The sequence below is a fragment of the Enterococcus sp. 5B3_DIV0040 genome (genome assembly GCF_002140755.1).
GTDB lineage: Bacteria > Bacillota > Bacilli > Lactobacillales > Enterococcaceae > Enterococcus_D > Enterococcus_D casseliflavus.
Window position 1 is genome coordinate 2,414,631 of record NZ_NGLC01000001.1, and the last position, 19,034, is coordinate 2,433,664.

Here is a 19,034-nt window from a genome sequence, read left to right on the forward strand (position 1 = left end):
CTACTTTCTGGCTTTTAAGACGGTTTCTTCATAGGCTTTCACTTCTGATAGCCAATCCAGACCTGCTGGTACCCCTTGGCTTTCACAGAAGTAATTCCAAACATCTGCATACGGATAGTCTTTTAATTCTTCCGTCATGGCTAAACGAGTGGTGAAATCACCTGACAATTCGATTGCTTTTAGTTCTTCGATCGGTTCTAGCATCGCTTTTAGCAACGCTTTTTGAGTATTGCGCGTCCCGATCACCCACGCAGCGACCCGATTGATCGTCGCATCAAAGAAATCTAACCCAATGTTGGTTTTTGGCAATAAGTCATTGCGAACCAATTCGCGACCAATCTCTTGCAATTCATCGTCCATGATCACGACATGATCACTATCCCAGCGTACAGGACGGCTGACATGCAGCAAAATGCCTTTGCTAAATAGTGCCAGTGAAGACAGTTTATTGGAGATCACTTCGGTTGGATGGAAATGTCCAGCATCCAAACAAATCAATTTATCGCGTGTCAAGCCATAGCCCATATAAAATTCATGAGAGCCGACGGTGTAGGCTTCGGCACCAAGACCAAACAACTTGCTTTCCACGGCATCTACCGTGTATTCCGCTGGCAATTCTTCATCAAAAATCTCATCTAATGCTGTCATCAAGCGTTCCCGTGGTGTAAAACGATCGATTGGGTTGTCTTTGTAGCCATCTGGCACCCAGAAATTATTGACACAGACTTGCCCAGTTTCTTTCCCCATATAAGCAGCGATTTGACGAGAACGTTTGCCGTGTTCGATCCAGAACTGACGAACTTCTTCATCTGGTGAAGCAAGGGTAAAGCCATCTTTGAACATGGGATGTGAGAAAAAGGTTGGATTGAAGTCTAAACCTAAGCCTTGTTCTTTCGCCCAAGCAACCCATTTTTCAAAATGCTTCGGCTCCAATTCATTTAGATCCACTGCTTCCTCGGTGTCTAAATAGATGGCGTGAAGGTTCAATTTGTGTTTTCCAGGAATCAAAGAGTAGGCTTTTTCTAAATCTTGGCGCAACTCCTCTGGGGTATGGGCAGCACCAGGATAATTCCCCGTTACAGAGATCCCACCAGATAATGCTTCATCACTCAAAAATCCTTGGACATCGTCCCCTTGCCAAACATGCATCGAGATTTTCACATCGGCTAATTTTTTCAAAACCGCATCCGTGTCGACGCCTAATTTGGCATATGCTGTCTTAGCTTCTTCATAACGCTGTTGAATCGTTGTCATTTTTTTCCTACTCCTTCTATAAAACGTTGATAGTTGCTTAAAATCTTGTGATCAAAAGGCTGTGGTTCATGAACACTGCAAGGAAATGAGTGTTTGACCGCACGGCGTGCTTCAGCCAGCGACGTGAAGATGCCAGCACTCATCATCTGCATTAAAAGATTACCGATCGCCGTTGCTTCACTTGGGCCAGCTTCGATCGTCAGCTGCGCAGCATCAGCCGTCAGTTGATTTAAAAAGCGATTGTTGGAACCGCCCCCCACGATATGCAGTTTTTGCAGCTTGCTCGTCGTACCTGTCAGCTGTTCCAGTTTTTGTAATTCACTGGCATAACAAAGCGCTAAGTTATCATACACACAGCGAGCCAGTTCCCCTGCGGTTTCTGGAACTTTCTGCTGGGTTTCTCGACAATACGCTTGCAGTTCAGTAATCATGTTTTCTGGATTCAAAAAACGAGGATCATTGACATCGACAAACTGTTGAAAAGCAGGTGTTGCTTGCGCCAATTCCGCCAATTCTGCATAGGAATACTGATAGTCTTGCTGCCGAGCCACTTCTTGGATCAGCCACATGCCCATGATGTTTTTTAAAAAGCGAATCGTGTTGTGGGCACCCCATTCGTTCGTATAATTTTCATCAAAGGCGGCAAGGGAAACATTGGGTACTTTGGTTTCGATCCCCAGCAATGACCAAGTCCCGCTGCTGATGTAGCCCCAATCTGCCCCCTCTCCAGGTGTACCGATGATCGCTGATGCCGTATCATGACTAGCGACAGTGACAAAGGTCGCTTGTGGCAAATCATAGGCTGGAAACTTCTGTGTTTGCAGTGCGCCTAAAACCGTTCCAGCATCAACCAATGGTGGGAATAGGCCTTCTGTTACGCCGATCTCAGCTAACAATTCTGCATCCCATGTTTGGATGTTGGCATTTAGAAGCTGCATCGTCGAGGCATTGGTTTTTTCCGTGACCATCTTGCCAGTAAAAACGTAGCCCAAGTAGTCTGGAATCAGCAGTAGCTTGTCGGCTTTTTGCAGCAGTTGCGCTTCTTCTGCGGCTAACTGAAAAATCGTGTTGAAGGGTTGCAGCTGAATGCCTGTTTTCTCATACAGTTTTTGCAAAGAATAGCGCTGACCAAAAGCTGCGATCGCATCATTGGTGCGACTATCTCGATAAGCGACTGGGTCGCCTAAACGTTCGCCTGCTTGATCGATCAAACAGTAATCCACTGCCCAGGTGTCGATTCCGACGAAGCAGTCATTGATACCTGCTTGTTTCACTTTTTGCAGTCCTACTAAAATCTCTTGGATCAAATAATCGATCGCCCAACGGTCAAAGCCTTCATGAGGACGAAAGCCGTTATTAAAGCGATGGATCTCTTCTAAAGTGATCTGCTCATTTTCCCAACGGCTCAGCATCAGACGACCGCTTGATGCACCGATATCGATTGCGATAAATGTGTTCACTGGTCTCCACCTTTCATTATCTTGTTTAAAAATAAATCGATTACAATTCACTGATTCATTCTTGTTGACTCAATTTTAGCTTGACAATCAACGAGTTTCATCACACAATTTTGATAAAGACTTGCACAATCTTGGTAAAAAGGAGGATCCGATGGATTACTGGGAAAAAGCCAACCACTCATGGTCAACTGATTCACTGCGTTACATCAATACTTCAACCCAAAAGCAGCGTGAACTTTTCTATTACATTCAAGAAATCGGCTATTTCAAAGCCAGCAAACCTTACTTTACAGAACGAGAGAACCTGCCTTCTTATTTGATCAAGTATACATTGTCCGGCTGCGGTGAATTGCGCTACAAAGGAAAAAGCTATCAATTGAAAGCAGGTGATGTGTTTTTTATCGACTGTCTAGACTATCAGTACTACCGTACCGTTAGTCAAGAGCCCTGGGAAATGGACTGGATCCATCTATATGGCGCCAACGTCGCAGCGTTTTATGAGGAATTCCTCAAAAATGGCAGTCCAGTTTTTCACACCAATCCTGCCAGCAGCCGTCAAAATCCGATCCATTTGGTCTTACAAGATTTATTGATGTTACAGCCAGAACCAAATGCGAAAACTGCCTTCCAAAGCTCTGTTTTGATCCATCAGCTGCTCAATGAGCTGCTCCTGCAAAAATATCATCTCGACTTTTCGGATAGTGAAATCCCGCCTTATATTTTGCAGATTCGTGACCAGCTAGAAGAAGATTTCCGTCAAGGGATCACCTTGGAATCTTTGGAGGAAAGGTATCATATCAATAAGTATCAAATCGTCAAGGAGTTTTCCAAATATATGGGCTTGCCCCCCATCGAGTACCAGATCAGCAAACGCATCTCTTATTCGAAAGACCTTTTGCGCTATTCTCGGCTTTCCATCAAAGAGATCTCATTGGCGATCGGCATCGAAAACACCGCCTATTTCAGCCGTTTATTCAAGAAAAAAGTCGGCATTTCACCTAGTGATTATCGCCAGACGGAGAATGGACGGTAGGACTGGTTCTTATTAAAAAAGCACTTACTACCATGTGTAGAAAGTACGACCGCAAAAGTTTAACTTTTTAGGGCCTATACGCATGTCAGCCGTTCCTTTTATTGATGCTCATTCCTTATAAATCAACCTTCAGACACCACAAAAGCCGATCCTCTCTAGAGTAGGATCGGCTTTTTTGTGTATAATCTTCATTTAACGCCCCAACACCTCCGCCACCGAATAAACGCCTGGGGCAAAGGTCTTGCCTGTTAGCTTCTTCGTCATGGCATTAAAGGTATAGTGCTCTTCTAAGACGACGACTTCATCGTATTGCTTTAATAGCGTGCGAAAATCTGCATCGGATAAGAGGAAATTCTCTCGCCCATCGACATTGGGTGAAAACAAGTAATATTTGCCGACATAGCCAACTAAGTAGCTATCTACTGCTTCTTTGTTAGTACTGACCACCAAATATTTTTTCTGGTTTAGGTCAAAGTGATCGCCAGTAACGGCTGAAACTTGTGCTGGAATCGAAGCAGCATATTCACGATTGGTATAACGCATGCCATTATTTTCTGAAAGGATCAGCAATGTCGCAAAAAATAACAGAATCAAGGTGCTGTATTGATAGATTTTTTTTGTGGTCAAACTGGCAAAGCTACGGTAGTTTCGCCGGTCGATTGCTTGTTCATGATACAAATGATCAATGCCTCGGACCATGAAAAAGGTCATTAAGCCAAGTGCTAAAATCACGATGCTTGAGGCATAGCGATCGAACCCTGCCAAAGACAGTGCTTCATCAGTGGGCATCGAGAACAAGAACATGGCATAGATTCCTAAATAATACCCCACAATGATACCATCGATCAACAGCAGTTCTTTTAAAAATGGATTGCGTTTTTTCATGATAAATCGGACAAATAGCCAACTGCCCAAAAGGATGACCTGGATCAAGAGAATCCCTTGCGTGGAGATCGTCGCAACAGCCGTGATCGTTTTGACAAAAACATCCGTTATCTGCTGCAGTATCTGAGAATCCTTTTCGCCAAAAATCTGTTTATAAGCGGTCACGCTGACTTCATGCTTCGATTTAGGAAAATTCGCTTTGACATGCAGGTTCCAAAGAATCGCCGGCAGGACAGATAGCCCAATGGCAGCTAATCCTACAATCATCATGCCCAGCCGTTGCCGCCAACGAACTGATGCCTGCCACAAGCAGACTAGTAAATAGCCACCTAAAATCAGCAGAAAAAAGACGGCGCTATTTTTGACCAAATCAAGAGAGGCGCCAATCAAAAGAAAGAAACCGATCGACGGTAGTACTTTGCCTTTTAAAGCGAATAAGCCAGCGATGCCAGCTAAAGTCAACACTGGCAGGATAAAGTCTACTAACAAATTATTCATTCGAATCGCAATATTAAAATAATTGAAAACGGCCATGTTGGTGAAGATCAGGACAAAAGCCAGCTTTCTTTTCGGATCACGAATAATCGCAAAAAAACTATACAGACTACAGAAAATCAAAATCAATTGACCAATCAGCAAGACATTCTCATGATAGCCAACGATGATTGCTGTATAAGTAACAAATAGCGAGCTGCCTAAAGGATAGGAAGTAAAACTGATGATGGCATCGGCTGCCGTTGGCAATTGTCCCTGCGTATAAAGGAATTTAACGATCGTCGCCCAATGGGAGAAGTTGTCATAGTGGGTCAAATGACTGTGAAGCAAGGTTAAAACGAACAAAGTAAAATAGCCGTAAAACCACAGCATGATGGGCTCTTGTAAGCCCCAACGCACCTGATGGCGCTCCTGCCAAAAACGCCAAACGCATAATAGTAAGCCAAGACCAAATAAAACCCATGCCCCCCGAATCAACCATCCTTTTGGACCATATGCGACAAAGGAAAGAACGAGGATCGGCAAACAGCAAGCAGCGATCCAGCTGATGTGTTTGGGAAAATGGCAAACTCGTACAAAAAGATAGGCATAGCCAGCTAATGATAAACCAAAAAGACTAAATCGCAGCAGGATCTCGATCATCATCTTCCTCCTTTCTCAGCAAGCTGTCTACCCATTCTTGAAAGGCTGCTGTAAAACGCAGCTCGGAAAGATTGCTTACTTGATAAATCACTTGATTTTCTGTTGGTTGAAGCGTTGCTTTTTCAGCGTGAAGCACAAGATTACTGATCGGCAAGGTTAGACGGGCAGGCATCTCGACTTCTTCTGTTTTTACCAACGTGAGCTGGTCAAAACCAAACGTTGTGACCGCAAAGGTTCCTTCATCAAAGTTCCATTTTTGATCAATGGTCAGTATGGGCACTCGTTGAGGCGGCAATGGCTTTTGTTTGGCTTGCAGCAGATGCTTACCGAGATTTTCAAAAAGACTGTCAAAGAAGGTCATCCACGGGTCACGCAGAACTGGCAGGCTTTGATTGAAGCCATCATAAATGATCTGCAAATAAGCCAAGTAGTCTTTTTCTGATAATTGGTGTAAAGCAACCCCATAGACCCAGCGATCCTTGCCTGAAAAGACGCGGACGACGTTTCCCGTCATCTCTGCTTGGTAGCCGTTACGGGTGATTTTAAACGTCAGCTGCGCATCTGGCGGAAAATAAAGAGGAACGTCAGAAACGAAGGACAAGCCGTTTTCTGAGATATTTTCTGTCATCAAAGAATAGCTGGCGTCTTGGTCGGAAACTTCAACAGGATAATGGGCTCTGAACCGTTCCGTCGTTCGGTAAATCGGGCGACCGAGATAAAATAAGACCGCAAAGGTTAAGTTAAAGAAATGGGTCAGCAGCCAGAAGGTCAACACGCTGCCATAGAAAATCTCTGAACCGAATTTGCCGTAATTAAACTTCACTAAGCCGATAATCGTCAAAATCAACAGCAACAAATGCGGCACCACAAACAACAAGTCTTTTTTAGACTGAGTTGCTGCTTTATTGGTCACTTTGAAACGGGTCTCTTTGATGCCAATGGCTTGTAAAAAGACAGGAATCACTAGGTAAGGTGCAAAAATCGTTTCCTGGATCTCGCCCCAGCGCTGCGTTCGAATATCACTGCTCAAATCCTGCATCGCCAAATGCAAGAACGTATAGCTTGGCAGCCAAAACAGTAGCAAGACCCAAAAGTTGGTCTCTACGACCCTTACATTAAAGACGGTGTACAAAATCGGCGCGAAAATAAACAGCAACCGACGTAAAAACGACCACCAATACAAATAACTGTTTAAGAAAACCATTTTTTGCGCCAAAGACAACGTCTTGTTCTTAAAAAGATGGAGATTGTGGACACTTTGGACCACTCCTCTTCCCCAGCGAATCCGCTGCTTTAAGGCACTTGGGATATCAATGGGAGACAGACCGCTGGCCATGGGCTGCAGTGTTGATAAACTGCGATAACCTTGGCAATTGATCAAGGCGCCTAATTCAAAATCCTCCGTGATCGTGTCCGTCGGAAATCCGCCAGCGGCTTCGATCGCTTCTCGTGCGATCACCGTATTGGATCCTGTATAAATAGCTGTATCATGGGCGTTGTTCAAAACATTGACTTCTCTGGAAAAGAAGTCCTGCTCGTTAGGGATCGCCGCTTCTGAAAAAAGATTGTACTGAAAAAGATCCGCATTGTAAAAGCTTTGCGGTGTTTGGACAAAGCCCAACGGTTTGATGGTCTGATCTTTGCGGCGTTCCTGCTGATTTGCCACAAAATATGGCACTGTTTCCAGCAAAAAATCTGAGTAAGGGATCATATCTGCATCAAAGGTCGCCACTAGCGGCGAATTGGTTTTTGACAATGCATGATTGAGATTGCCTGACTTGGCATGCTGATTGCCTGTCAATCCGATATAGCCGATGCCAAATTTATCTGCCAGTGCTTTGACCTCTGGACGGTTGGTGTCATCTGACAAGTAGATGTGAACTTTTTTGGGATCGGGGTATTTCATATGAACTGCCGCATTGACTGTTTTTAATAAAAGCGGCACTTCTTCATTATGGGTAGCAATCAACACATCGATCGCTGGATAGTCGGCTTCTGGCACGATCGGTTTTTCAAAAGGCTTTGCTTTGTTTTTGTTCCAAATCAACAGCAAGCCCGTAAAGTTCGATACGATCTCACTGCCCCAAAGCAGCAAACCAAACAGCAGGGCAAACCAAGACTCGTGCCATGGCAATGTATACAGCCCCCGCCATGATAAATAGATCAGCGAAAAGACAAACGCCAGAAAGTAAACGACTTTTTTCGCCCAAGGCAAACGTTTTTGTTCCACCTCAATCACTCCTTAAAGATGACATTTTTTTGCACATGGTAACTAAAGAAAAAGAGCAGGCAATCGACGCCTATTTTTAACAACACAGAATCCCCGATCGGCAGGATCAAATAGATCAGGTAGACGAGGAAAGAGGACAGCAAAATCTGTACGATCACTAATAAAAAATACTGCAGCATACTGTTCTTTGTCCGTTGACCAAAAACAAGCTCGCGATTGATGTAGTAATTGACGATCGCCGAAATCAAGCGGGCACCCAACGAAGCGATCACGATGGAGGACAGATCGATGACAGACAAGAAATGGATCAATAACGCATAGGCAATCACATCGACAAAGAAGGAGACCACAGATGAAAACAAATACTTCAAAAAGACGCTATAGATAGCGACGGAATCTGCCAAGACCCGAAAATGGGAAGAGGCATTTTCTTCAATATAGATAGTGGCGATCGGTTGCGAGAGAATCGGCCACCCCCGTTTCTGGGCTTCGATCAGCATCCGCGTTTCATATTCAAAGCGCTCACCTGAGATCGCCAACAAATCTGTCATGAATTTCCGAGGGAAAACCCTTAAGCCCGTCTGCGAATCCTCGATGGCAAGACCAGTCGCTAAACGTAGGATATTTCGGGTCAAAATGTTGCCGAACTTACTCCGCAAGGGCACTTCTTTGCCAAAGGATCGGGTCCCTAAAATAATACTGTCGGGATGGGCTTGGGCCTTTGCTAAGCAAGCCATCATATCGGTATACTCATGCTGCCCATCCGAATCAATGGTCACCATAAATTCAACAGCTGGCTGGTTTGTCAGCACTTCAGTGAGAGCGGTTTTGATGGCTGCGCCTTTTCCAAGATTCTTTGGATGGGTCAAAACCTGACAACCAAACTGCTGTGCCAATGCCGAAAAGACAGGCTGATAAGCTACCCCACTGCCATCATCCACGACCAAAATCGGCAGGTGCTGGTTATGCAAACGAATTTTCTCCACCAGAGCCAGCAGTTTGTGGTCAGGTTCTAGCGAAGGAATCATGATTAAACTATTTTCCATATGCGCTCCTCATTTAAGGTAGTATTTTTGAAAATAAAAAAGAAAAGAAGCCAACCCCGTCAGTAAAGACAGAGTTGGTCGCGACCGCTGCGCTTGGCTCGATACAATGCTTGATCGGCTCGTTCTTGTGTTTGCTGTAGCAACTCGCCCTTTTGCCGTTGTGCGATCCCAATCGACAACGTGATGCTGACCGAATCGCCTGCATCCAAGATGATCTCTTGGTAACGGATGCGCTTTTGGATTTTTTCGAGGAGATCAGCAGCAGCCTGTGCGTCTCCTTGGATCAAGATCGCAAACTCTTCCCCACCGATGCGATAGACCGGGTTGCTCGCCGTACAGTAGGTCGAAAAAATACGAGCGATTTCTTGCAAAATCACATCCCCAGCACGGTGTCCGTAACGGTCATTGTAATTTTTGAAATGATCGATATCGATCAAAGCGATCGATAAGTCCACCTCGGTCGTGTCTAGGCGTTGGCGGTCATCTTGAAATTTACGGAAGTTGTTCAACTGCGTAAGATCATCGATTTTGACCAATGCCAAAATGCGCTGCATATCATTTACTATCGAGTAAAGGAAAAACGCCAACGTATAGGCGAGAATGCCATAAACTATATAAATTAGGGTCGTTTTTTGAATATCGCCCGTCAGATAAAAACCAAAAAGAAAGGAGATAGCGATCAAGTAGGTAATTGATAGGAATAACTCTTGTTTGTCAGTAAATCGCCGTTTGGCCCAAGCATGCAGAAATGTCAGTGTCACTATCAAAAAAAACGTAAGATATAAGTTCAACCAAGACGATTTTGATACTTCAAACAAGAAACGCCCTAACGCTAGATTGACCATCGTCGGTACGGTCACCTTCCACCCCAGATATTTCATGGAAAAAGCGTAAAGCAAAAAGCGCAGGTCAAATCGCGTTTCGTATACGACATAAGAGAAATTCATCATCAGCATCCCCACCACGGTTTCACAAGCAATCGCCGCTGCGATCTGTTTCGCTTTGAACGTCCCTTGGCCAACGAATCCGTCACTGATTTTGAATAACAAATAAATATTGATGATAATTGCGCCTAAATTTGCGAGTGTATTGACAACCAGCGTATTTGCCATTTCCTGTGCTTCCTTTCTAAAAAAAAGAACCCTTACTTGCTGATTCGACGGGACAATTCCAGAAACATTTCATTGGAAAAGCGGACAAAGCATCAAGTAAGAATCACTATTAATTATTGACAGTTTTTATCACTCTTGATTTAGAATAATTTACCAGAAATTATACATAGTTTCAATCTTTTTGTTAATATGCGAAGATTCTCAAGATAAATAAAATAATCAAAATGTATATTTTATAAATAAATAACATTATTTCTTTATTATTACTAACTTTTTGTGCATAAACATTTAATTCTTTGTGAATTTGTGCAAATTATTTTTCCATTATTTTTTTACGTCTCAGGCAAGGTGCACACCCGGTTTCGACCACTTTGTTTTGCGAGATAGAGTGCTTGATCGGCTCTTTCAACGGCTGCCAAGATATCCCCATGACAAACGGTGCTCGCTTCAACGCCGCAAGACAAAGACATCGTCCCTTTTTCAAAATTAGCGACAGGAAACATACTACTAGAAATGGTTTGACACAGTGTCGTCATCGCAGCTACGGTCTGTTCTTTGACATCCCCTTCGATCACGACACAGAACTCTTCGCCGCCATAACGATAAAAGGAAAAGGTCTCGGCAAAATGCGCATCTAAAAAAGTGGACGTCCGTGAGGCGAAAGTTCTCAATAGCTCATTTCCGGCGATATGACCATAACGGTCGTTGACCTTTTTGAAGTGATCGAGATCGATCATGGCGATCGTCACAGTCTTTTTCTGTGAAACGGCTTGAAGCAGATCGTGGTTATAGGTCCCATAGTTGAAGCAGCCGGTCAACGCATCGATCTTACTATTCGCCAACTCTGCCAGTACTTGGTACTCTTCGCCTTCAATCAACCGATGCAGCCACATAAAGCCACCCAACAGCACAAAAGAACCAACAAGTACTGCTAACATCGCTTCCCAGTCATAGGTCGTCGTATGATGGACCAACATCGAAAAACGCGGTGAGATCAGACAGGTCAAAAAATACATCAAATAAAATTGCTGTTGCGGACGCAGCGGCTTGATTTTTGATAAGAGAAAATCAAGGACAAAGACGCCGACACCTAATAGTGGTAAATAAAAGGCTTTGCCAATGTCAGAAAAACCGACAAACAGTAAATAGAACACGACCATACACGGCGTTATCAAAATCAAGATCTTGCCACGATCACCATAGAAAAAATGACTCGCAATAAAAGCAGTTGTGTATTGATAACAGATAAACCCAACTGAATTCATTGAGAAAGAAAGAATAAAATACAAATGCGTAAACGTCAGAATACCAATAATAAAATACTTAAATGGACGAGAAACCGATATTTTTTGCACACTTCGTACAAAAACATCTGCGGTCACCAGTAAACTGGCAATCATCAGCGGCAAACCAAACGCCAAGAGCACGCCTCGTTCTAACATTCCATCACAATCGCTCTCCTTTAGACCATAAATATCCTTGTTGTAAATGAACCCCCATCTCAAGCAGTTGCGCCATCTTATCGCGGGTCTCGATGCCTTCAACGATCAACTCAAGCTGATACTTTTTGGCGACCTTCAACCAACAGGTCAAGAAACTAAACCCGATCTCCTCATCGAGCTGAATAAACGGCAGTAGTGAAAATTTCAAACAATCCACATTTTCAAGATTGGCAAAGACCAATGACAGGGTATTTTGGCCACAGCCGATGTCATCGACAGCGATCACATAGCCATAGGCTTTGATTTTTGCAAGGGCAGTAGACAAATCAAAAGAATCATGCTGACCTTTTACAGGATGCTCTGTTAATTCGATCTGCAACTGCTCTTTGTGAGCAGTCATCCCATCAAAAAAGGTCCACGTTGACTGCCACAGCAGCTGTTGTGGATGAATATTGACACTAAAGCGGGTTTTCGGCTTTTCTTGGCACAACCGTCGCAGCTCCTGGGCATACCACTCCATCAACTGCTGGTTGCCACTTTCAGATTGAATCATTGCGCTGAATTCTTGTTGCGGAAAGCGGTTGTTTTTCTCGCTGCGCAGCAAGACCTCATAGCCGTTCACCTCTTGCTGACTTAGCGATTCTACCTGCATGATTGGTTGACATAACAGATAAAAATTGTCTGTGTTTTCCCAAATTGTTTCATTTCCCATCTTCGTTAAGCCCCCATCTAGTAAAGTTATCACTTCCGAAAATTGGTCATATTTGTATCATCGCTCGTTCATAGTCCTTAGAAAAAGAAGCTTCAAAGGAACTGACTTGCCTAAGTATACCAAATAGAGCCGCAGTTCCCCAACTATTTTAGATGATTGGGCAGAAATTTTTGTGAACGATTGGACAGAGATTGCTATTTCCACCCATAGTTCCCATTTCTTCTGACGGTTGGAATTCTGCGCTTTTCTTGTATCAAAAACGCTGTTTCTGGCTGACTTACACGTTGGTCGATTGTCGGTTTTGACAGCTTCTTCTGCTCATCCTCATAAAAAAGCCAGCTGAACAGGAATTGTTCAGCTGGCTTCCTTTTTCTGTTAATAAATTAAATAGTCATAGGCACCGGCTTGCTTGATCTCGATCACCAGCTTATGAGGCAGGCAAATGCTCGTCTGCCCATTGCGATAGATCCAGCTGGTTTTGACAGCAATCTGGTCGGGACTATTGTCTTCACGAACTCGGATCGCGCCATCTTTGATCTCGACGATATTGTACTGACCTTCTGCTGGATAGTAGGTTTTTTCCATCGCATCGATTTCTTCTAAGTTAAAACGGTCAACCTCTTCTCCATTGATCCGCACGATTGCATACCGATCGCCGGTATCACTTTGAGCTTGTGCTTCAAATAGAAAAAGTGGTAAAAAAGAGCCGACAACTAACAGAACAAACAGCAGATAATCATAGGGCTTTAGAAGTTTTAAAAATGGCTGGATCGTCTTTTTCATCACATGTACGCCTTTCATGGTTCATTCACTGTTCCTTTTTAGAAGGTAATCGCTCTTCAAAAAAAGCAGTTAGGTCGATGATCTCTTCCTCTGTGAAGGTTTCTTGCTCCCATTGGGCAAGAATTTGTTCTTGCAAAGCCAAATCCATTTCCCAAAAATGCTCGATCTTCTTGAAATGCTTTGAGTCAAAGGAACGAAACACGGGGTAGATCATCAAAAATTCTTCAAAGGTAAGATCCCAGTCCTCAGTATAATCTTTAACGACCCCTTCTGACAAGGCTTTTTCCGTCGGATCGCCGTTTTCTTTAATCAAGCCTGCTTCGTAAAAATGGCGATAGATTGCCTCTTTGGTGATCTCTGGATGAAATTTTTTACTGTGACGATAGGCTTCTTCAATCAATGACGGATAGATGATCTCCATTTTCCCCCTGCTTTCTGGACGGCGTCATAAGACGGCGTTAATTCTTTTCGATTGGGTGCTGCGCTTTATATTCTGCTAATGATACATGGTGGCTGCGCTTGAAGGTTCCTGTTGTCCCATCAAACGAAATCGCTGGTGCTTTGACGCCATAGTGGGTCCGGCGCTTATTCTTTTTTGCTTTTGATGTTTTTCTTGCAGGTACTGCCATGTCATTTCCAACTTTCTTTCACTTTCTCATTATGCACGCAGCTGCAATGCATTTTTTCGTTTATTTCGCTTAAATTCATGAATGATCTTTAATGCGCGTTTCCTTGTTTTGATGTTCGGGCTCTTTAAACGTCGATACGCACTAGACAAGTCCGTTTTTTCCATATTGACTCCTTTCTGTTACCAGCTTGCTTTTGTAACGCCGGGAATTTCTCCGAGATGTGCATGCTTACGGAAATTGATCCGTGACATGCCGAATTTATTCATGTAGCCGCGCGGACGACCATCGATCATATCCCGTTTCTTCAAACGAGTCGGATTCGAATCCTTCGGTAGTTTGGCCAATGCTTGGGTATCTCCTTGTGCTTTTAGTTCTTGACGTACTGCTCGGTATTGTTCGATGAGTTGTACTTGTTTGTTGTATTTTGCAATTTTTGATTTTTTTGCCATTCAGTTATATTCCTTCCTATTTCTTGATTTCACGAAAAATCGCTCTGCGCCGCAACTTTGGTGAATATTTTTTTAATTCTAAACGTTCCGGCGTATTGCGCTGGTTCTTATTGGTCAAATAAAGTCTTTCCCCTGTCTCCACACATGCCAAAATAATATTGTTTCTCATAATAACCAGCTCCTTTCTCTTGCGTCACACCAAAAGAACACTCAAAGTGTAACGATTACGTTTTGTATCATATCACACTAAAACACAGGAAGCAAGCAAAACTATTTCTTCTTTTTGTTATTTAACACGTGAAGAAAACGTCATATGAATTTGTTTTCAACCGTCGCTGTCATTGGCGGCAAGATATCAGGAACCTATAGCTTTTGATCCCGCAAAAAAATCACCTGATCTTTAAGAAATCACTGGTTGGGCTTTTCAAGCAGCCCAAGTCGTGATTCTTTGTCAGGTGATTTCATTCGGTTAATTTACTGATTGGTTCTCATGTGACGCAAGCCATTCACTAATCGCCTGCAAGCGTTCTATCCGCAGGTTCGGCAAGCCATTGCGTGATAAACCATGAGAGGATTGGGGAAACAGCATCAGCTTCGTATCGACGCCTTGACGTTGCAATGCCATGTAAAACTGCTGTCCTTGTTCTTGCGGACATCGCAAATCATTTTCCCCATGGAGGACTAGCGTAGGTGTCTTGACTTGGCTGGCATAGGCCAAAGGCGACATCTTCCAAAGTCCTTCGGTCTCATCAAGTTCCCGCAACAATTGGAATTTGACAAAGGCAGGTCCAATGTCACTCGTCCCATAAAAGCTGATCCAATTTGAGATCGAGCGTTGCGTAACGGCCGCGCAAAAACGATCGGTATGGCCAATGATCCAGTTGGTCATAAAGCCACCATAACTGCCGCCAGCCACATGGATGGTGTTCGTATCGATTTCTGGATGGTTTGCCATCACGGCATCCACCCCTAACAGCAAGTCTTGATAATCTTTATTGCCATAATCACCTAAAATCGATTTGACAAATGTTTGACCGTATCCTTGCCCGCCACGAGGGTTCAACAAGATGACCCCATAGCCATTAGCGGCATGGACTTGCATCTCCTGGAAAAATGTTTCCCCATAACAGACCTGCGGACCGCCATGAATGTACAAAATCGCTGGATGATTTTCCTTTGTTTCGGTCGGAGGCAAATACCAGCCTTGAATTTGCCAGCCATCTGCTCCTTCGTACCAAAACGCTTCGGGTTTACTGATCGTTAATTGTGACATAACTGCTTGGTTAGGATCATAGAGATCGGTTACTTCGCCACTTGTTAAGTCAATCAACGCTAAGCGACTAGGGATCGTTGGCGTCGCATAAGCAACAGCAAGTTTGGCTTCTGAATAGATCGCCGCATCGAGGATATCCATTTTTTCATCAAGTAGTTTGGTCCATTCTCCTTGGGTCGTGGCACGGTACAATTGTAGCTTGCCATGTTCTGTTACGGGTACAAGGAATGTGTCATCCGTCAACCAGGTGATCGCTACGCCACGATTTTTTTGTTGAAAATCACTGATGATCGCATTGCCAAAGGCAACATCTAACTCCTTGGAAAGATTTTTGACTGCTTTCGTTTTTAAGTCGATCAAAAACAAATCATCCAAGGTCACAAATCCGTAAGAGAGATCATTGCCTAATAGTAACAGCTGATCATTGCGCACAGCAGCAAAAGTGTAGGTTCCTTCTGGCAGGATGTTTTCTAAACTTTCTGTCTTTTTCGTCTGGCTATCAAGGAGACAAACCTTCGAGCCATAGTCCCATTCATCTTCTTCCTCTTTGTCAAAGGTGAGGAACAACGTCTTCTGATCATCCGCGATGCCAGAAAAAACAAAGGGAGAATCATGCTCAAAAATCAGTTCCGTTTCTTGTGTCGCGATCGTTTTTTTGACGATCGAATGTTTTTTTTCTTTTAAAAATCCGACGCCATCCGCCAAATAATTGACTTTCGTAGTAGCTTTTACTTCTGGAAATTCCTTTTGCTTGTCCGTCTTTTCTGTGTCGTCTTGATTCTCTGAGACCGGCTCTTCTTGTGCCAGCTTATAATAGACCGCCGTTGCGTCTTGCTTCCAAAAATAGTCCCCCAGACCCTTCTCAGTGACAAGTGCTTGGGGCTTGCCTCCGGACACTGGCATCGTCCATAACGTACTTTCACCTTTCTTTGGATCGGTCGTCACAAAACTGAGCCTTTGCTCATCTGGCGAGACCTTTAGGTTGTTGTGGGTCGTCGCTTCGGTGCCCCACTCACGCCGTTCGTTGGTCTTTGGGTCAATACTATAAATCGCTGAATCATACGTATTAGTCTCTTGGTTGACTGCCGTTTCCAAGTAAAAAACCTGATTTTGCCCCACTGCAGGCTGCGCAATCGTTTTCAGTTCAAACAGTGTCTCATTCGTTATTTTTTCCATCCGTTTCCCTCCAAAGATACGTGTTTTCGCAGTAACTATCTACTAGTATATCAAAAGAAACGAATTTTTCTGCTTTTTTCCCGCCTTTTTTTAATAGTGAAATCCTCGCAGATTCGCTACTTCTTCAAAACCAGCCGACGTTCCTGTCTGCCGCAAGATCTCCTGCCCATTTTCTAAAAGGGTCAAGGCAATTTCCGTACTGGCGCTTTCGCGAATGATCCGATTCATTTGCCCAATAGAAGGTGCTAACAACGAATGGCCTTCTTTCGTCAACACTTCGATCGTCAGCAGCCACTGTTTTTGTTTGAGATGGATCACTAAACGGTCTTCCGTACGTTTGACATCATGAATCTTTGCACCATGATAAGTAGCAAAACGATATTCTTGGCTGCCGACTTGCAGAACACAAATCGTTCCCAAAAAAGCAAAACCAGCAAAGGGAATGTCGGCTGCGGAGAAAAAGAACCGTACATCTGGTGCATCAAAACTGTTGCACTGAACCCAGATATAAGCTGCTGGAAAGGAGGTACCCCAGTCTTTTTCCAAATAACCGATCCCGTTCGTGAAATCGATTGGTTCTTCGTTCCAGTACAGCGTACCTTCTAAGGTATGACTCATGCTCAAGACACCGTGGTAGCACTCCATAAATGACAGGTACGAAAAAGGCCCCATGATACTCGGCGCATAACGTGTCCGCTGAATCGGTTTGTGGTCGTTATATTTTACTGCTCCTTGTACTTGGAGATCGTTATTTTTTAAAGAAACTTGAATGCCTGCTTCACTAAAGATATTGTCACCAATCGTTACTTTTCGCTCCTCTTCTGAAACCTGAAAATCAGTTTCTGGAAAGGAGAAGTAATGCGCGCCCTCATGATTGATCACTTGAATGAACACTTCTTTGGTACCGTCTTCTTGAATCGAAAGACCAGGAATAAAAGCATAGACTTCTTCACCAATTTGGTGCTTATGGTACCAGCCTTCAAAAAAAGCGGTCTGCTTGTCGTGGCCGTGAAAGAACCGATCTGTTGTCAACATCTTGATTTCCCTCCGTTTCTTTTTTAAGTGTAGCATGAAGCAGAAAGATTCCTCAGGATAATGCTTTTGTCCATGTAAAAAAGCCAGAAACAAGCAACACACTTGTTTCTGGCTTTGCTTATTGCTTTTTCATCACTCGACGGGTCCACCAGAGAAAAATAAGAAACCCTACAACGAGCAGTGTCAAAAGTCCTCCGGTCATCCACGATGGATCCCCAATGTGATAAAATGCCATGGCTTTTTGTAGGCAACCAAGCAACACAAATACCCCCAGTAGAAAAACGATCGGATAAAAAGCTTTTTCTTTGCGTGATACAACAAAAACGATCGCCGCTACCAGCAAACTGCCAACCAATACTACATCAAAAGGAAATGCGATCGTCAGGAGCCACCAGTTTGGGGTCAGCAGATTGATCAACAGTGAAAGACCAATCCAGCCACTCACAACGAGCCAAAGGGAGCCGAAACGAATCACCTTGCTTGTGTCCTTCTTTTGATAGATGGTTTTGCTGATGATCGCAAAAATCCCGATGACCGCTACCACAGTTACCAATCCTGTTAAAAGATAATCCAGCAGGTTAAGAACCAGTGGTCCTTGATTTGTAAAATCAGCTATAAACTTGATCCCCCAACTGATACCAACCGCTAGATATGCCAATTTGAGACGCTCTTTGAGATTGCTCTTTGGCGTGTTTGCCAACAGTTCATCTGCCACCCCTTTCGGATCATTGCCAAAATAGTGTTGCGCCTCTTCTCCATGAGTTTGTGCTTCTAATAAATCCATTGCAATCGCGTATACCTGCTCTGTGACTTTATGCTCATCGTAAAAAAGGCTGGAAAGTAAGAGGTAGCTTCGAAAATCATCAAAAAATTGGCGATTTTTCTCATTGAATTGTTGCTCGATCAGATTGGTTTGCTCTCGCCAATAGGTCGTCTCTTGTTTATTTGCCATGTTTCCTCACTCCTTAAATAATCCTTCGACTTTCTTCATTAGGTTCGTCCATTGTTCTCTAAATTGTGCCAAATAGTCTATGCCTTTCGGGGTGATCGAGAAATACTTGCGATCAGGTCCTTCAGGTGATTTTTTCATCTCAGAGGTAATAAGTTCTTGTTTTTCCAACTTCTGCAGCAAAGGATAGATCGTGCCGCCAACGATCGTTTCAAAGCCTCTTTGCTTCAGTTCCTGTACCAGTTCATAACCATAAATCTCTTTTTGAGCAATCACTTGCAAAACACACCCTTCCAAAACCCCTTTTAGCAATTGCGTCTCTTTCACGATTTCCCTCCTTTGGTTCCCTTTATCTAGTTTGTTATACAAACTAGTGTTGTACCTAGTATACGTGTTTGTCACTAGTTTGTAAAGCATACTAGTAGTGAA

General features: G+C 43.6%; 19 protein-coding genes. 1 reads left to right on the forward strand and 18 read right to left on the reverse strand.

The features are described from left to right. Together rhaA and rhaB are read right to left on the reverse strand one after the other, a co-directional pair. The gene (gene rhaA / locus A5883_RS11375) at positions 1-1,254 is read right to left on the reverse strand and encodes an L-rhamnose isomerase (protein ID WP_016610602.1); all 1,254 of its coding nucleotides are present in this window, start codon (positions 1,252-1,254) and stop codon (positions 1-3) included. Continuing rightward, entirely contained in the window at positions 1,251-2,666 is a 1,416-nt protein-coding gene (rhaB, locus tag A5883_RS11380; protein ID WP_153883577.1) for a rhamnulokinase, read from the reverse strand. Before rhaB ends, rhaA begins: the two co-directional genes overlap by 4 nt. A 199-nt stretch (positions 2,667-2,865) precedes the next feature. Here rhaB and A5883_RS11385 point away from each other — a divergent pair, with 199 nt between their 5' ends. Then, positions 2,866-3,747 carry an AraC family transcriptional regulator gene (locus A5883_RS11385; RefSeq protein WP_005225353.1) on the forward strand — a complete coding sequence of 294 codons (882 nt, stop codon included), beginning with the start codon at positions 2,866-2,868 and terminating at the stop codon, positions 3,745-3,747. Between the two features lie 192 nt (positions 3,748-3,939). Here A5883_RS11385 and A5883_RS11390 read toward each other — a convergent pair whose 3' ends face one another. The 16 genes from A5883_RS11390 to A5883_RS11465 form a co-directional block, all read right to left on the reverse strand. Continuing rightward, entirely contained in the window at positions 3,940-5,769 is a 1,830-nt protein-coding gene (locus tag A5883_RS11390; protein WP_034858247.1) for a hypothetical protein, read from the reverse strand. Beyond that, positions 5,744-8,008: a glycosyltransferase family 2 protein gene (locus A5883_RS11395; RefSeq protein WP_016610597.1), complete on the reverse strand. Its 2,265-nt coding sequence runs from the start codon at positions 8,006-8,008 to the stop codon at positions 5,744-5,746. Before A5883_RS11395 ends, A5883_RS11390 begins: the two co-directional genes overlap by 26 nt. Beyond that, positions 8,005-9,045, reverse strand: coding sequence for a bifunctional glycosyltransferase family 2/GtrA family protein (locus A5883_RS11400; protein WP_074932399.1), 1,041 nt, complete (start codon positions 9,043-9,045; stop codon positions 8,005-8,007). The genes A5883_RS11395 and A5883_RS11400 overlap by 4 nt, the downstream gene beginning before the upstream one ends. Positions 9,046-9,104: 59 nt before the next feature. Continuing rightward, on the reverse strand, positions 9,105-10,157 hold the full coding sequence (locus tag A5883_RS11405; RefSeq protein WP_086338600.1) for a GGDEF domain-containing protein: 1,053 nt from the start codon (positions 10,155-10,157) through the stop codon (positions 9,105-9,107). 332 nt (positions 10,158-10,489) lie between these two features. Next, positions 10,490-11,599, reverse strand: coding sequence for a GGDEF domain-containing protein (locus tag A5883_RS11410; protein ID WP_086338601.1), 1,110 nt, complete (start codon positions 11,597-11,599; stop codon positions 10,490-10,492). Positions 11,600-11,603: 4 nt separating this feature from the next. Next, positions 11,604-12,311 (reverse strand): EAL domain-containing protein, encoded by a 708-nt coding sequence (locus tag A5883_RS11415; protein ID WP_086338602.1) that lies wholly within the window; start codon positions 12,309-12,311, stop codon positions 11,604-11,606. Between the two features lie 375 nt (positions 12,312-12,686). After that, a complete protein-coding gene (locus A5883_RS11420; protein ID WP_086338738.1) occupies positions 12,687-13,094 on the reverse strand; it encodes a NusG domain II-containing protein in 408 nt (135 codons plus the stop codon). 25 nt (positions 13,095-13,119) lie between these two features. Further along, entirely contained in the window at positions 13,120-13,515 is a 396-nt protein-coding gene (locus A5883_RS11425) for a hypothetical protein (RefSeq protein ID WP_005225342.1), read from the reverse strand. A 37-nt stretch (positions 13,516-13,552) separates the two neighbouring features. After that, entirely contained in the window at positions 13,553-13,723 is a 171-nt protein-coding gene (gene rpmF / locus A5883_RS11430) for a 50S ribosomal protein L32 (RefSeq protein WP_005225341.1), read from the reverse strand. 29 nt (positions 13,724-13,752) lie between these two features. Continuing rightward, positions 13,753-13,887, reverse strand: coding sequence for a putative metal homeostasis protein (locus tag A5883_RS11435; RefSeq protein WP_005237325.1), 135 nt, complete (start codon positions 13,885-13,887; stop codon positions 13,753-13,755). Between the two features lie 15 nt (positions 13,888-13,902). After that, positions 13,903-14,172, reverse strand: coding sequence for a 30S ribosomal protein S14 (gene rpsN / locus A5883_RS11440; protein WP_005225340.1), 270 nt, complete (start codon positions 14,170-14,172; stop codon positions 13,903-13,905). 16 nt (positions 14,173-14,188) lie between these two features. After that, positions 14,189-14,341, reverse strand: coding sequence for a 50S ribosomal protein L33 (rpmG, locus tag A5883_RS11445; protein ID WP_005225339.1), 153 nt, complete (start codon positions 14,339-14,341; stop codon positions 14,189-14,191). 300 nt (positions 14,342-14,641) lie between these two features. Further along, complete coding sequence (locus A5883_RS11450; RefSeq protein ID WP_016610594.1) at positions 14,642-16,621, reverse strand: S9 family peptidase; 1,980 nt, start codon at positions 16,619-16,621, stop codon at positions 14,642-14,644. Positions 16,622-16,711: 90 nt separating this feature from the next. Then, positions 16,712-17,656: a tocopherol cyclase family protein gene (locus A5883_RS11455; protein ID WP_034858240.1), complete on the reverse strand. Its 945-nt coding sequence runs from the start codon at positions 17,654-17,656 to the stop codon at positions 16,712-16,714. A 118-nt stretch (positions 17,657-17,774) separates the two neighbouring features. Continuing rightward, a complete protein-coding gene (locus A5883_RS11460; RefSeq protein WP_016610592.1) occupies positions 17,775-18,608 on the reverse strand; it encodes a hypothetical protein in 834 nt (277 codons plus the stop codon). Between the two features lie 6 nt (positions 18,609-18,614). Then, positions 18,615-18,932 (reverse strand): PadR family transcriptional regulator, encoded by a 318-nt coding sequence (locus A5883_RS11465; RefSeq protein ID WP_008377296.1) that lies wholly within the window; start codon positions 18,930-18,932, stop codon positions 18,615-18,617. Between the last annotated feature and the right edge of the window lie 102 nt (positions 18,933-19,034).

Coding starts and splice junctions, on each gene's coding strand:
- rhaA (WP_016610602.1), bottom strand. CDS start 1,254: ATGACAACGATTCAACAGCGTTATGAAGAAGCTAAGACAGCATATGCC.
- rhaB (WP_153883577.1), bottom strand. CDS start 2,666: ATGCTGAGCCGTTGGGAAAATGAGCAGATCACTTTAGAAGAGATCCAT.
- A5883_RS11385 (WP_005225353.1), top strand. CDS start 2,866: ATGGATTACTGGGAAAAAGCCAACCACTCATGGTCAACTGATTCACTG.
- A5883_RS11390 (WP_034858247.1), bottom strand. CDS start 5,769: ATGATCGAGATCCTGCTGCGATTTAGTCTTTTTGGTTTATCATTAGCT.
- A5883_RS11400 (WP_074932399.1), bottom strand. CDS start 9,045: ATGGAAAATAGTTTAATCATGATTCCTTCGCTAGAACCTGACCACAAA.
- A5883_RS11405 (WP_086338600.1), bottom strand. CDS start 10,157: ATGGCAAATACGCTGGTTGTCAATACACTCGCAAATTTAGGCGCAATT.
- A5883_RS11410 (WP_086338601.1), bottom strand. CDS start 11,599: ATGTTAGAACGAGGCGTGCTCTTGGCGTTTGGTTTGCCGCTGATGATT.
- A5883_RS11415 (WP_086338602.1), bottom strand. CDS start 12,311: ATGGGAAATGAAACAATTTGGGAAAACACAGACAATTTTTATCTGTTA.
- A5883_RS11420 (WP_086338738.1), bottom strand. CDS start 13,094: ATGAAAAAGACGATCCAGCCATTTTTAAAACTTCTAAAGCCCTATGAT.
- A5883_RS11425 (WP_005225342.1), bottom strand. CDS start 13,515: ATGGAGATCATCTATCCGTCATTGATTGAAGAAGCCTATCGTCACAGT.
- rpmF (WP_005225341.1), bottom strand. CDS start 13,723: ATGGCAGTACCTGCAAGAAAAACATCAAAAGCAAAAAAGAATAAGCGC.
- A5883_RS11435 (WP_005237325.1), bottom strand. CDS start 13,887: ATGGAAAAAACGGACTTGTCTAGTGCGTATCGACGTTTAAAGAGCCCG.
- rpsN (WP_005225340.1), bottom strand. CDS start 14,172: ATGGCAAAAAAATCAAAAATTGCAAAATACAACAAACAAGTACAACTC.
- rpmG (WP_005225339.1), bottom strand. CDS start 14,341: ATGAGAAACAATATTATTTTGGCATGTGTGGAGACAGGGGAAAGACTT.
- A5883_RS11450 (WP_016610594.1), bottom strand. CDS start 16,621: ATGGAAAAAATAACGAATGAGACACTGTTTGAACTGAAAACGATTGCG.
- A5883_RS11455 (WP_034858240.1), bottom strand. CDS start 17,656: ATGTTGACAACAGATCGGTTCTTTCACGGCCACGACAAGCAGACCGCT.
- A5883_RS11460 (WP_016610592.1), bottom strand. CDS start 18,608: ATGGCAAATAAACAAGAGACGACCTATTGGCGAGAGCAAACCAATCTG.